11 protein-coding genes and 1 tRNA gene are annotated in these 14,773 nt (G+C 29.4%); 4 read left to right on the top strand and 8 right to left on the bottom strand.

The window, feature by feature from the left end:
• The first annotated feature begins 6 nt into the window (after positions 1-6).
• On the top strand, positions 7-1,665 hold the full coding sequence (locus J2127_RS01965; RefSeq protein WP_209731750.1) for a type II/IV secretion system ATPase subunit: 1,659 nt from the start codon (positions 7-9) through the stop codon (positions 1,663-1,665).
• Between the two features lie 9 nt (positions 1,666-1,674).
• Positions 1,675-3,351, top strand: a complete 1,677-nt coding sequence (gene flaJ, locus J2127_RS01960; protein ID WP_209731749.1) for an archaellar assembly protein FlaJ — start codon at positions 1,675-1,677, stop codon at positions 3,349-3,351.
• Positions 3,352-3,475: 124 nt separating this feature from the next.
• Here flaJ and J2127_RS01955 read toward each other — a convergent pair whose 3' ends face one another.
• The 6 genes from J2127_RS01955 to glmS all read right to left on the bottom strand — a co-directional run bounded on the left by J2127_RS01955 (position 3,476) and on the right by glmS (position 10,296).
• On the bottom strand, positions 3,476-5,176 hold the full coding sequence (locus J2127_RS01955) for a phosphoadenosine phosphosulfate reductase family protein (RefSeq protein ID WP_348635402.1): 1,701 nt from the start codon (positions 5,174-5,176) through the stop codon (positions 3,476-3,478).
• Positions 5,177-5,401: 225 nt separating this feature from the next.
• Positions 5,402-6,808, bottom strand: a complete 1,407-nt coding sequence (gene recJ / locus J2127_RS01950; RefSeq protein WP_209731748.1) for a single-stranded-DNA-specific exonuclease RecJ — start codon at positions 6,806-6,808, stop codon at positions 5,402-5,404.
• A gap of 164 nt (positions 6,809-6,972) precedes the next feature.
• The gene (locus J2127_RS01945; RefSeq protein ID WP_209731747.1) at positions 6,973-7,635 is read right to left on the bottom strand and encodes a metallophosphoesterase; all 663 of its coding nucleotides are present in this window, start codon (positions 7,633-7,635) and stop codon (positions 6,973-6,975) included.
• A gap of 51 nt (positions 7,636-7,686) precedes the next feature.
• Positions 7,687-7,896 carry a class III signal peptide-containing protein gene (locus J2127_RS01940; protein WP_209731852.1) on the bottom strand — a complete coding sequence of 70 codons (210 nt, stop codon included), beginning with the start codon at positions 7,894-7,896 and terminating at the stop codon, positions 7,687-7,689.
• Between the two features lie 236 nt (positions 7,897-8,132).
• Positions 8,133-8,247, bottom strand: a tRNA-Trp gene (locus tag J2127_RS01935).
• A 147-nt stretch (positions 8,248-8,394) separates the two neighbouring features.
• Positions 8,395-10,296, bottom strand: coding sequence for a glutamine--fructose-6-phosphate transaminase (isomerizing) (gene glmS, locus J2127_RS01930; RefSeq protein ID WP_209731746.1), 1,902 nt, complete (start codon positions 10,294-10,296; stop codon positions 8,395-8,397).
• A gap of 354 nt (positions 10,297-10,650) precedes the next feature.
• On the opposite strand from glmS, the gene J2127_RS01925 reads away from it, so the two are divergent.
• A complete protein-coding gene (locus tag J2127_RS01925; RefSeq protein ID WP_209731745.1) occupies positions 10,651-11,091 on the top strand; it encodes a UPF0179 family protein in 441 nt (146 codons plus the stop codon).
• A gap of 63 nt (positions 11,092-11,154) precedes the next feature.
• On the opposite strand, the gene J2127_RS01920 is transcribed toward J2127_RS01925, so the two are convergent.
• The gene (locus tag J2127_RS01920; RefSeq protein WP_209731744.1) at positions 11,155-12,015 is read right to left on the bottom strand and encodes a TIM barrel protein; all 861 of its coding nucleotides are present in this window, start codon (positions 12,013-12,015) and stop codon (positions 11,155-11,157) included.
• A gap of 231 nt (positions 12,016-12,246) precedes the next feature.
• Between J2127_RS01920 and J2127_RS01915 the strand changes: the two genes are divergently transcribed.
• Positions 12,247-13,089, top strand: coding sequence for a UbiA family prenyltransferase (locus J2127_RS01915; protein ID WP_209731743.1), 843 nt, complete (start codon positions 12,247-12,249; stop codon positions 13,087-13,089).
• Positions 13,090-13,145: 56 nt separating this feature from the next.
• Here the strand turns inward: J2127_RS01915 and J2127_RS01910 are convergent, their stop codons facing one another.
• Positions 13,146-14,723, bottom strand: coding sequence for a COG1361 S-layer family protein (locus J2127_RS01910; RefSeq protein WP_209731742.1), 1,578 nt, complete (start codon positions 14,721-14,723; stop codon positions 13,146-13,148).
• Positions 14,724-14,773: the final 50 nt, after the last annotated feature.

Genomic DNA, 14,773 nt, shown 5'->3' with positions numbered 1-14,773 from the left:
GAGATAATGGCTGATGATTTTAACACTGCACAAAAGAAAAACCCCCATTTAAAAAGATACGTTGATAGATTTAAGAAAACATACATGAAAGTCCCAGATTATATTACCGATATTGGAGGTTTGGGCGATTTAAAAGGTATTAAGTATCCAAATGTTATTTATCCAATTGGTGACCCCTTATTCATCCATGTTTATGGCTCACCTAATCAAAGAACAAGATATATTGCAATAGAACCTAAATTGGATACTGCTACAGAAAGGGCAAAATATTTTGAAATTTTGGATAAAATTTTAGAATATGCACCTTATAGTGAAATTCCTGAAAGTGATGATGAATTTTCAAAAGTTTTAATTGACATTTTTGATACTGTAACAAAAGTTGATAAAAATGCAAATAATCCTAATAAAAAATCTAAATTTGGATTAGTGGATAAATTAAAAAATTCAAATTCGATTGCAATAACAAAAGTTCAAAGGGATAAGTTTGTTTACCTTTTAAGACGTGATTTAATTGGTATTGGTAACTTAGAACCTATTAAAAGAGACCCTACAATTGAGGATATTCACGTTATCGGTCCAAAGAATACGCAACTTGTCCACAAAACTTTCGATATGTTACCTACGAACATCGTATGGGAAGACGATGGAGACATGTCAAATTACTTAAAGAACTTATGTGAAAGGATGGGTAGGCCAGTATCTGATGCTACGCCAATTGTAGATGGTTCAATGCCTGATGGTTCAAGGATTAACATCCTATACTCTAATGACGTTTCTTTAAAAGGTCCTTCTTTTACAATAAGGAAATTCTCCGATACTCCTACAAGTATAACCCAAATTATCAGCTGGGGTACTATGTCTCCAGAGATTGCAGCTTATTTGTGGTTATGTCTTGAATATGGTATGAGTATTTTCGTATGTGGTGAGACAGCTTCTGGTAAAACTACGACATTAAATGCCATAATGCCATTTATAAAGCCTAAATCTAAGGTATTTTCCTGCGAGGATACTGCAGAGGTTAAACCCCCTAACCCAGTATGGCAGCAGTTACTTACAAGAGAAAGAGGCCCTGAAGAAAGTAGGGTTACTTTATTTGACTTGTTAAGAGCTGCACTAAGATCAAGACCAAATTACATCATTGTAGGTGAAATTAGGTCCGTAGAAGGGGCAGTTGCTTTCCAAGCTATGCAGACAGGTCACCCTGTACTTTCTACATTCCACGCTGCGAACGTAAGGAAAATGATTCAAAGGCTTACTGGGGACCCTATTAATATTCCTCAAACATTCATGGATAACTTGAATATCGCATTATTCCAGTTAGCTGTTTATACACGAGGTAGATTTTTAAGGCGTGTAGTAGCTGTTGAAGAGATAGAAGGGTACTATAAGGAAGTTGACGGTGTTATCACAAGAGGTGTTTTCGAATGGGACCCTCAAAAAGATATTCATAACTTTACCGGTTTAAACAACAGTTACATTTTAGAGGATAAAATTGCAACTGTGGCTGGTTATGAAGACCCAAGAGAAATTTATGATGAATTAAACCTTAGGGTTAGAATTCTTGAAGAGATGATTGCAAGAGAAATTTACGATTATCACGATGTATTAGATATAATTTGGAAATTTTATGAAAATGGATTGGAGGGATTACCTTTCCCAATATAAGGTGGTTAAATGATTTTAGATATACTACCAAGAGTAGGATTAAAGCCAAAGGATTATTTCTTAAAATTTGTACTTCCTGCAGTAGTGGCCTCATTATTTATGGTAGTTTTGGGCTTCGTATATTTTGAGGGAATTACAAGGCTTTTGGTTTTAGCATTACCCCTACTTCTTTTGGGCGGGGCTTTAGGATATCCCTACATTGAACTAGATTCCCAGAAGCAAAAAATAAATGAAAGATTGCATGTGTATATTACTAAATTTGGAGTATTGTCCATAACTGATTTAGATAATAAAGCACTCTTAGAATTACTGTCTGTAGAAAAAGAAGAATTGGGTCAACTTGCAGAGGAATCACGTAAGATATACGTGTTAGTTAAACGATGGAATCAATCATTGGCAGAATCTTGTAGATTTTTAGCAAATAGGACTCCAAGTAGCCAATTTGGTGATTTTTTAGACAGAATGGCTTATTCTATAGATAGCGGTCAGGAGTTAAAAGAATTTTTAGCAGGAGAGCAAGATATCGTAATGGACGAATATGCAGGGTTTTATGAAAGGGCTTTGTACTCATTAGATAACTTTAAAGAGATGTATGTAAGCGCTATAACCTCAGTATCGTTCTTTGTAACATTTGCAATTATTGCACCGTTTTTGTTACCTTATGATTTTGTAACAATGGTTACTGTTGCAATTTTTATATTTATGATAATTGAAGTAATTTTAATATATAGCATAAAAAATAAATTACCTTACGATAGATTGTGGCATACTGGCGAAAAGCCGACTGCCATAGATAGAAAATTAAGAAAATGGCTCATAACTTCAGTAGGTTTAACAATATTCGCTTCAATCGCACTGTTCTGGGGAAAATATATTTATGAGGCACCTCAGCTATTAAACATACCTTATGAATTAATATTTTCAATAGCTATGACTCCGTTAATGTTGGGCGGTTACATGGCACAACGTGAAGAATCGCTGGTTATTCGTAAGGAAAACAACTTCCCTGACTTTTTAAGATCTTTGGGAGATTCAGTAAGTGCAAAAGGTGGAGGTACTCTAGAATCTTTAGGTTACTTATGTACTAATGACTTTGGGCCACTTACTAAGGACCTAGTTGCATTGCATAGAAGACTGTCCATAAGAATAAACGGTCAAAAATCATGGAAATACTTTGGGCACGATACTTGTAGTTACTTGATACAGCTCTTTTCTGAGATGTACGAGAGATGTACTTACTTAGGTGGTAACTCAGGTCAGGCATCCCATATCATAGGTAAAAACTTCCGTAAAATTTTAAGATTAAGACGTTCTAAATATCAGAATGTAAATCAGTTTGCAGGAGTTATGTATGGTCTTTCAGGCGGTATGGCGTTAACTTTGTTTGCATCTTATGGGGTTGCTTCAATGGTTAATGGATTATACTCTAGCTTAGATATTCCAGATACAATGCTAAGTATGGTACACGTAGTAGCACCTTCGGACTTTGGATTTATTTCCTATATGATGTATGGAACTTTAATAATATACGCGTTATGTTCGTCTTATCTTATAAAATTAATGGATGGTGGACATTATCAAGTTTCACTACTTCACTTTAGTACTATGGTTTGGATATCTTCTATAGTGGCAGTAGTAACTGAAATGGTAACAAACAGCTTATTAAAAGCTACAATACCAGTTTAAAATATTGAAATTTTGTAAAATTACAATCTTATAAAATTAAATAATGAAGTAAAAAATAAAAAGTAAAAAAATAAAAAAGTAAAAACTTAAGATATTGGAATATTTATTTGATTAATTATTTGATTTAATTATCCATTTCTTTTTTTAATTCTTTCATTTTGGGTGGTAATTCATCCCATCTCCAAAATCCACGGTCTATTTCATCTTTACTATATCTTTTGGACAAATATTTGCTCCAACGTTTATAGTAATCAGGATGTAATTCTTTAACCCTATTAAACTCGCTGTTTAATGCTGAAGGGCATAAGTAACAACCAATTCTCTCGAATCCTTCATCATAAAGTGGGTTGTACGGTATGTCATTTTTATAGATGTATGTCCAAATATCTAAAGCATTCCAGTCTAAAATTGGGAATGCAGTAGTTTGGAAGTCTATAAAGCTACTATTTCTCTCATAATCTAGATTTGAACGAGTAAAACTTTCAAACTGTCTAGACCCATCTATTGTCAATATTTTTTTACCCGGATACTTCTTTTTTAAGTAACTTCTCAATGGATTTAACTTACAAGAGCTATTGCACCAACGATTATCTTTGGTAGGTACCCCATTTCTTAATATGTCCTCCCAGAAATTATCTCCATCGATTATGTCCATATTTAAATCATATTTTTTTGAGAATTTTTTAATATATTCTATAGTTTCAGGGTATTCTAAACCGGTATCTATTGAAATTACTTCGATATCGGGCATTACTTCTTTAGCCAATAGTGTAGATACCGAACTATCTTTTCCACCACTGAATGAGGCATTTATGACATATCCTTTTTTCTTATATTTTTCAATCATATGTTTTAATATTTTCAATGAATTATTTTTCAATATTTCAACATATTTTGAACGTTTTTCAAGATATTCACTTAATTTTTCTTCTTCAAAATCAGATATTTTTGATAAATCTTTTAATTTTATCCTATCGCCTGATTTAACACCGTGACCTGCAAAATTACCCATTTTTATGCCCACATCTTTGACTTGTGAGTCCAAATCATTTTCAGGAGCATTTACAATGGTGTTATAGGCTTTTAAATTATCTTTCTCTTCCACTAAGTATTCTTCTTTTATCCATTTTCCTTTCAATCTCATTTTACTTGGCTTTAATTCTATATTGTACTTGTTGAGATACATATAATACTCTGGATTAGGTACAAATTGCCAGATTAATTCTTTTAAATCATATTCTAAAATTCCAAGCTGTTTTTTACCATAGATTACTCTTTTTCTATAGTCCATACCACTTAATCGTTCCAATATGACTACATTGTCCTTAAAATCTATGTTGGTGAGCTTAGATAGTATATTTAATTCATGAGGTGACGCGAATTTTGCATCTTGTTTGTAGTAAAATTCAGGGTACCAACTTTCTAAATTAGTTTTTAAATTTAACTTCTTTTGTAACGATTCTCTTGGTTCAATATTACTATTATCAATATAGCTTTTATTTTTACCATCTTTTTTAATATTCTTATTATTTTTATTATTTTTAGCATCCCCATTTTTATTCGGATTTTTACCTTTAAATTTAGGGGATGTTTTACCTTTATTTTTTGGATTGTCGCTCTTTTTGGATTTATCAACATAATCTTCCAAATCAAAAAGATTGCTTTTCGGCTTTGATTTATTATTTTTTTCAAATTTATTATTCTTTTTATATTCTCCTTTTTCATCCGCTGATTTTTTATCTTCTTTTTCCCATTTTCTTGAAGAACCGCGCGTTTCAGAAACTTTTCTGGATATATTTAATACACTACCAAATCTTTTGTTCATAATATCCCTTTTAATTTATACATTAATATCTATAAAATTGATAATTTAATTAAAAATACAAATAAAATATTTTAATTAAAATAGAATGAATTTTTAAATATATATTTTTATTGTTTAATTATATACTGATATACTAGTCTCATAATATATCTAATTTTATCTAATTCTATTTAATTTATTTAATTTATTTAGTTTATTTAGTTTATTTAATAATATTTCCATAATTTATACTTTTTCAACCAAATATTTCACAAAATCTTTTTTATCTGGTATATATGCCCCACAAGCAAATTTGTGACCTCCTCCAGTACCGCCTACTTTTTCAGAGGCATAATTTATTGCTTTTGCTAAATTAATATCTTCAGCAAAGGATAATAGCTTAGGACATCTTGCAGATATCTTATAACCTTCATCAAGTTCAGATATTGCGAAAATTGGCTTTTTCCAATCCACTTTTTCTATAGAATATGACATACCAGCAATGATACCTACGATATTACCTTGTATTTCATTATTTGATACCTCAAAATACTGGAATTTATCTTTTTGAACTACTTCTACGTTATTTTTAATAGTATCCATTGATTTTGCAAGATTTCTTTTGTGCTTTCTTAACATTTTAAGCATTTTAGATTCGTAACTCATATTGCCTTTTAATATTTCAAGGGGTACTTCATATTCGTTATACCGAGAGCAGGCATTTATACATGTCGAATATTCTTCTAAACTTCTAAAGCTAGTACCTGATTCATGATTTAAAAGTTCGTAACTTTCTCCAAATATTACCTTTGGAAGATATGATATCCATTCTTTTGGTACATACCTTACGCATTTTTTAAAAAATTCAGAACCAACGGCTCTCTTTTGCGATTCTGTCAATTGATAAATGTAATTCGTATTTGTTATTTCTGAATCATATTTTTTATTAACATGGTTTATAAAATTTATAATCCTAGAGTCATTATCTGTTAAATCAGTTCTTACGTCTGTAAAATATTTTATTGAAGTAAATAGTGGTCGTGTGTGTTTTCCATAGAATTGTAAATCGGGTGAACTAGATACTAAATTCAACTCTAAAGCATCCTTTAATATTATTTTTCTATTTAATCCTTCTAATTTACCGTTTAAATTTTGTACGTCACCTATGGCGCCAAGTAGTGCATATTTGGATAAATCTTTATTATTATCGTCTAATTCACGCGCAAATAAATAACAAACGCCCGCACCACAAAGTTCTATACTACCGTTTAATCCATCCTGTGAGGGGTTAACGTTCGTTATATATTCTGGCATTTTTGTAAATTGACAAATGTGATGGTCAAAAATCACTATTTTCGGAGGTTTTATATTCATAGATTTTATTTGTGTATCAATCATATCGATTTGACCACTTCCTAAATCTGCAAATATAACTAAATCATAATCGCCAAAAGGAATATCTCCTATGGTTCCATAATCAATTTGCCTTAAAAATCTATATTCTGGAAAAATACCCTGTCGGGATAATGTTTCTTCCAATACAACGCGTGAATTAAGCCCATCGGTATCAATGTGCGTATAAACAATAATATTGTCGTTTTTATGTTTTAAGATTTCGTCGATTGCTTTTTGCATATTTGATAAATATTCCATGAAAACACCACTAAATACTTTACGATATTAATATAGGGGTTACTATTTTTTATATCTATTCAATTTAGTCAAATAATTTAAAAACTCTAAAAAAACTCTAAAAAACTGGATTAAAAATAGGTAAAAATTAAATTAAAAAAAGAAAATAATAAATTTTTGCCAAATTAATATAAATCATACAATTCTAAATCTTTTGAAATTGTATCGTATATATAAAAGCCATTATACGAAGGATTAACTATCAATGTATTCCCTATTTTATCAATAACTTTATTCTGATGGATATGTCCACAAGCACATAGGAATGGTTGATATTCCTCAATAATTTTTCGTATACTGGAACTACCAAGATAACCAACTTCTGTTAAATCAGCCATCGTATATTTTGGAGGCATATGCGAAAGCAATATGAAATTCCTTTTTAAATTTTCAAAATTATTCATTTTTAAATTGTTAAGTTTACTATTATGCAATGTATTTAAAAAATTAGAGTATATTTGTTCTTCTGAGTATTCATTGGGCGTATTAAATGGCGTATATGTGCTACCACCTAATCCAACAACATTTACACCCTTAAAATTAACTAACCTTCCATCAATATTTATTCCATAGTCTGTCATAAGTTTGGAAGATAATTGACAATCCCAATTACCACAAATCGTAAATATGGGACTTTTTTTACTTACTTCTTTCAATACATTTAAAATTCTATAATCGTTAGTTTTAACTATGTCTCCAGAAATTAATATTAAGTCGGGTTTTAACTTTAAAATTTTTGAAAAGTTTATAATACGATTATGCAAATCAGTTAATCCGATAATTCTCATAATTTCACAACCATGGAATAAAATAAAAAAATTTAAAATATTATTTATTATTTATGCAGTGGTATTGTTGGCACCTGCATTATTAGCAGCGTCTGTAAATTCATCTATAACGCCACTAGCAGTGTTACCAACATCGCCAGATACGTTCTTTACGTTTGTTAAGTAGAAGTATCCTGCAACTGCTGCTACAGCAACTGCCGCAGCAATTAAAATACCTACTTCCATTGAAATTTGCCCTTTTGTTGATTTTAACTTTTTCATTAACATGCTCATCACCCGTTTGTTGGAGTAATCATCTATGCCTCATAGTATTTTTTATAAAATACTTTATAGTATATATAAAACATTTATTTCAATATTATTTATATTTATTGTAGATAGTTTACATAACTCTGTATATATTTATGACATATGACAATATATATAATTAATTATTCGATACCATATTAATCTATCAAAAGAAAACATTAGTTAATAAACAAATTTTGTAAAAAAAGTGGGAGTACTGGGATTTGAACCCAGGTCCAGGGATATCTCCTGCATCGGGTTTCGGTCCAAGCCCGTATAGGCACTTGGAGTCCCCGATGATAGACCAGACTACACCATACCCCCATGGATATATTAAATATAATAATAAAGTAAATTATTAAGTATATAAAGGTTACGGTCATTATTAATTAATAGACTAAATTAGATAGTAAAAATATTAAATATTAAATTTAATATCGGATTATGTTTATTATGTGTAAATTCCATATATTATTCCACAGTTACACTTTTTGCAAGACCACGTGGTTTGTCAACATCTCTACCCATTGCTAAGGCTTTATAATATGCTAACAATTGGCAGGCAGGCGCATACACGAAAGGACTTACTTCTTCAATTAAATCTGGAACTTCAATCAACGTATCCGCTTCTATATCTACTTTTTCAGGACCTACTGCTATTACTTTACCACCACGGGCTTTTATTTCCTCTACATTTGCAAGTACCGAATTTAACAACGGTGATTTCGTAGGTGGAATCAATGCCAAAGTATCCATATTTTCATCTATTAATGATATTGTACCGTGTTTCAAAAATCCACTACTCATACCTTCTGCGTGTAAATAGGTTATTTCTTTAAATTTCAACGCCCCTTCGTAAGCATTTGCTAAGTTAATCCCTTTAGAAATAAATAAATAATTTGAAGCAGTTAAATTTTCAGAAATTCTTTTTATTACCTCTTTATGGGCTATGGTTTTTGAGATGTATTCTGGTATTTTCTTTAATTCTTGCTCGTATACGCTCATATCTTTATTCGTTAGTTTACCATATTCGATAAATAATCTGTAAAGAATTACTAATTGAGACATAAACGTTTTGGTGGCACATACGGATATTTCCAAGCCTGAACCTATCATAATTGTTACATCAGATTCTCTTGTTGCAGTACTTCCTATAACATTAACTAATGAAGCAGTTTTAGCACCTTTACTCTTAGCGTATTTAATCGCTTTGATGGTATCATACGTTTCACCACTTTGGGTGATTCCTACAACTAAAGTTTTTTCATCTATAATACCTTTTATTAAAAATTCGGATGAATCACAAGGAATTACAAGTTTCCCTAACTTTGAGAACCAATATTCTGCAATCATTCCCGCATGTAGTGATGTACCCATTGCTATGATGTATATTTTATCACAATCATCTATTAAATTTGCAAGTTTTTGAATTTCTTCTTGAGATATTTTCATAGAATTTTTAATGATTTCTGGCTCTTCCATTATTTCTTTTAACATAAAATGTTCGTAGCCTTTTTTCTCAGCATTTTCAATATCCCAGTCTAAATTTAATATATTTTTTGAAATATCTACTTTTAAGCAATTATTTTTTAAATTAAAGACTTCAAAGTTGTATGAATTATGTTCTTTATTATTTTCCTTATTTTCATTAATTTTATCAATGATTATCATGTCCCCGTCTTCTAAAGGTAGTGCTTTGTTTGTATACTTTAAAAATGCTGAAACATCGCTACCAATAAAGTATTCTAAATTATCCTTTCCAAATCCAACAACCATAGGGCTTTCGTTTCTGAGTCCAATCAAAGTGTCAGGGAAGTTTTTATTGATTATAACAACTGCATAGGTTCCTTCAATTTTCGCAAATGCTTTTTTTACGCAATCAATGTATTCTTCTTTTGAATAATTATAATTCGGCGTATCTTTTTTTAATTTTATCAATTCTTTTAATTCATTTAATTCTTCTTCTATTAGGTGAGGTATAACTTCCGTATCAGTTTCAGATTTAAAAATATGGTCTTTTTTTATTAGTTTGGACTTTAAATCTTTATAATTTGATATAATTCCATTGTGAACAACACAAATTTCATTTTTACAGTCCGTATGGGGGTGTGAATTTTCTTTAGTAATCCCACCATGAGTTGCCCACCTACTATGGCCTATACCAGTATTTGAGCAGAATTCTTCAAAATTTTCCGATTCTGAAACTTCTTTAACTTTACCTATATTTTTTTTAACTAAAATATTGTTAGAATCTACGAGGTTTATAATTCCAATACCGCAACTATCATATCCTCTATACTCTAGTCTTTTTAGACCTTCTAATAGTATTTCCGAAGCATTTCTAAACCCGATGTATCCAATTATACCACACATTTTATTACACCTTTGTTGTAACCATTTTTTAGCCAATCATTAATATATAATCATTATTTTCTAATAAATTGTATATTATGTTGATGATTTAAATCAATTGCCATTTTAAATTAATTTGAATTGAAATCAATAGTGCTTATTTAAAATACTATTGGCAAATATATTATCTTTTATGATATTTATTATGAAATATTTTAACATATGTAATATCAACAAAATAAAGTCGACAAAATTAAAATTAATATATTACTTAAACAATAGTAATATAATATTTAATATTATAAAATATTAGATAATTATAATATATACTATAAAAAATAAAATATAAATAAATTTATTATTATCGGTGACAATATGACCAAAATAACATTAATAGGAAACAAATTAGCAGTAACAGACAATGAATTTGTATACATGGGCCCCGTGGCAGAGTGTGACGAATGTAAGTTTAAAAAAATGTGTCATGGAAATTTGGAAAAAGGAGTTAAATATAAAATAACGGAAGTTAGGGCTACAACGCATCCTTGTAGTATTCATTCCGAGGGTGTAAAAGTAGTTGAAGTAATACCTTCTGAATTAAACATTAATATAGAATCAAAAAAAGCATTGGAAGGTTTAACGATTTCCCATAAGGATGTATCTTGTGATAATGTATTGTGTGAAAATTACTTATATTGCAAGCCACAAATTGAAAGCGGAAAATATAAAATATTAAGTGTTTTAAACACTAAAGTAAAATGTCCTCTTGGAAATTCCTTAAAAAGAGTATTAATAAAGCCAATTAAGGAAGAATAATTTAAAAATTAAGTTACTTTTTTAAATAATACATTATTATAACTTTTATAAGTTTTATAACATTTATAAATTTTCATAATAATTTTTTAAAATTAAAGCGTCATGTTCTAAACAAGGACTTTCACAAATTATAGTTCCAGAAACTTCAAAATCCTTCAAAACCTTTATTAAGTCTTTATAATTAAACTTTGAGGATGAATTATCTAGGGGGTAGTGTTTTTTTTCCCCAGAATTTCCAAAGTCAATACCCGAAACGTGCATATGCATATTTTTTATACATTTTTTTCCAATATTTGCATCCAAATACTCAATAATTTTATAAAATTCATCGTAATTGTTTATTTTCCCTAAGCTACGGGCATATATATGCGAAAAGTCAATGCAAGGTAGTATATTTTCATTGCCCAATTCATTTGATAAGTTAACTAGCTCCTCAACGGTACCAAACTGTGTAATCTTACCTGTAGTTTCGGGTCTTAATATCACATCGTAGTCCATTTTATTTTTTAATTCAATTATTCTTTTGGTATTTTCTTTAATTTTTTGGTAAACTTCGTTTTTGTCTTGTTTTAAATAAAATCCTGGATGATAAACTATTCCAATTTTAGAATCCATCTTTTTATTTTTTGAAGTGATATTTTTTGCAAATACATCCATTACTTCACAACTTTTTAAAATTCTTACAATACTTGAATTTACTTTTTCTTCTTCTTTAGCGTTTAAATTTATATAATACGGGGCGTGAGCACTCAATGAAATGTCTTCTGTTAATTTACTCAAGTATTTAGCTTTTTCAACTTTTAAATGCACACTTCTAACAAATTCTAGTTCCATAGCATCTAAATTTAGTTTTTTTAAGTATTCAAAAGAATTTTCCGTGGTAGTGGCACCTATTGGGATTCCTGCAGTTCCAAATTTTATCACAGTATCACGCTTTAAATCAGTTTGATATTATTTCGATATAAAATATTTGTTTTAACTTAATATATTTTAATCAATTTAATTTTTAGGTTTATTAAATAACTTATTTTATAATATTGAGTAAATATATATTATAAATAGTATGGTGTAGTAATACAATTATAAAAAAATATAAAAATATAAAAAATAAGGATTAAATTTTTAAATTAAAAAATATATTATTATGGTGCTTTTATGAATATTTTGGCATATTTTGAGCTATTACGGGCTAAAAACTGTATATCTGCATCAGTTGGTGCTTTAATAAGTGCTTTAATAGCTTCGAACTTTCAATTTACCTACCTGACCGAATTAATCATAATATTTTTGGTTGTATTTTTAATTTGTGGCTATGGAAACGCTATTAATGATATTTACGACTTAGAAATTGATAAAGTAAACAAACCAGAACGTCCTATTCCTTCTGGCAGGATTAGTTTAAAATCTGCTAAAATATTTTCCGTAGGCATTGTTGTATTGGGGCTAATATTATCCTTTTTTAATATTTATTGCACTATTTTAGCAATATTTAACGCATTTATACTCTTTATGTATGCAAAAAAATATAAAAAGAACAAAATAGTTGGAAATATATTGGTAGGTTATCTTACAGGCTCAGTATTTTTATTTGGCGGAATTGCAGTAAACAATATTTATGATATAAGTATTTTGTTTGTAAGTGCTATGTTAGCAATTTGGTCTAGAGAGATTATTAAGGATTATGAGGATATTAAAGGAGATGAATTGGAGGGTGTAATGTCACTTCCTATCAAGAATAAGTCTTTGTCTTTAAAATTGGCTACATTATTATTAATTTTGGCAATTTTAGTAAGTCCTATACCTTATTTAATTGGAATATTTGGTATATATTATTTAATTGGGATATTAGTTTGTGATTTATTATTTGTATTGGCAATATATCCAATAATAAAGTCCAAATTTGGTAAAAAAGATGTCGATGCCAAAAAAATTTCAAAAAATATTAAATTGACTATGAATTTAGTACTTTTAAGCTATATAATTGGTTCAATAGTCTAAAATTCTAAAATTCTAAAATATTTAAAAAATAAAAGGATATATTAAAATATTTATTTTTATTTTTCATCATCTTTTTTCTTTTTTCTTTTTTGCAGTAAATAATATCCTGAGCCTAAAACTATTAGAATTAAAGCTATTGTGCCAATAAATTTAAGTTCGGAATGTCCGTTAATTACATTAATTTTTAAGGGTATATTCGAAATATATACTTGTTTATCGCCAATATCCGAATCTCCTACTGCCCTAACTTCTAAATTTATAATGTACTGTTTTTCAACGCCATTATCTACATCTATTATCAATAAACCTTCTCCTGAATCATTAATATCCAATGTACCTACGGAATCAGTTTTTGTGGGGTAATCAAATGGTTGAGCCGTGTTTTTAACTGCGGTAATTTTTACATTTTCCGCTTTTTCATTACCTACGTTTTTTATTTTTAACAATACTTGATTTCCTTTTTTATTTTCAATGGTTATTTCATCAGATTCTAGTTCTAATATTGGTTTAGGTTTTACATAGATGTCTATATATTCAACTTCGTAATGTCTTTTGTTAAATATGTCTAAATAAGACACATTAATAGGTATTTCGTAATGTCTAGCTTTTGCATCTTTATCTACATCAATATAGAATGTAACAGATTTAGAAGCCCCTGAAGTTAATGTTCCAATGTTTTTTATGTTAGAACTACTCCAACTGTCCCTAAATGGGTAATTGGCTATTAATTCTAAGTTAATGTCTTTTGCTTCACCATGTCCATTATTTGAAACACTAGCATCTATTCGAACGTAAGTGTCTTTAGGTTTTATTTCCTTAGGTTCTGTGATTATATTGGAAATTCCAATCATTAAATCCCCTTTTACAATCAAACCTAAGTTTATTGTATCTTGTTTTTCCAAACCTTCTTGGTCAATCCAAGTTATGGTTACGGGCACCGAATAAGAACCTTCTGTAGCTTTTTCATCAGTATGTAGCGAAATATATGTTTTAGTACTTTCCGATGCTGCCATACCGCCTATGTAAAATTTGGTCGTTTCTACAGGATTTACAAATTCTGTATTGCCTACTGAAAAAGTAACTTGCTTTGCTGAACCAGTGCCTTTATTTTGTATAGTTATCGGTATTTTTTCGGTTTTAGATGGTGTAAGTACATCTCCTTCAGAGCTTAATTCAAAGTTGGCATCTCCATAGACTGTGACATAGAAGCTTCTTGAAACGCTTCTTGAATATCTATATTCTTCGTCGCCATCTTCATATCTTACTACATAATATTTTACATTTACATCTATTTTATACTCGTTAGACCTTGCATCATCATCTACGTGAAATTTAAAGTGCATATCTTTCGAAACACCATCTTCCAAGTAATTATATGTTACTTTACCTTTTGAAGGATTAACCTGTATTAATTCAAAAGGATAAGATGGATTTATTTCTACGTAAACATCTTCTACTCTTTCATTATCGCCTAACAATTCGTTATTGTTTAATTTGAACCATATATCTACATCATCACCCGGATGAATTACTTTCGGGGTAGTTTCTGGTTCTTCTATTGCTAAAGCAGAGCAAGAATTTATAACCAATAGTATTAATCCAATAATTGAAACCATTTTTAGAATTCTGTTCATGATTTCACCGATTTAATTTTTAATCATTCAATTTAATTGATTTTATGCAA

This window comes from Methanococcus voltae (assembly GCF_017875395.1).
Taxonomy (GTDB): Archaea; AGJL01; Methanococci; order Methanococcales; family Methanococcaceae; genus Methanococcus; species Methanococcus voltae_C.
This window is presented reverse-complemented; position numbering and strand designations above follow the sequence as displayed.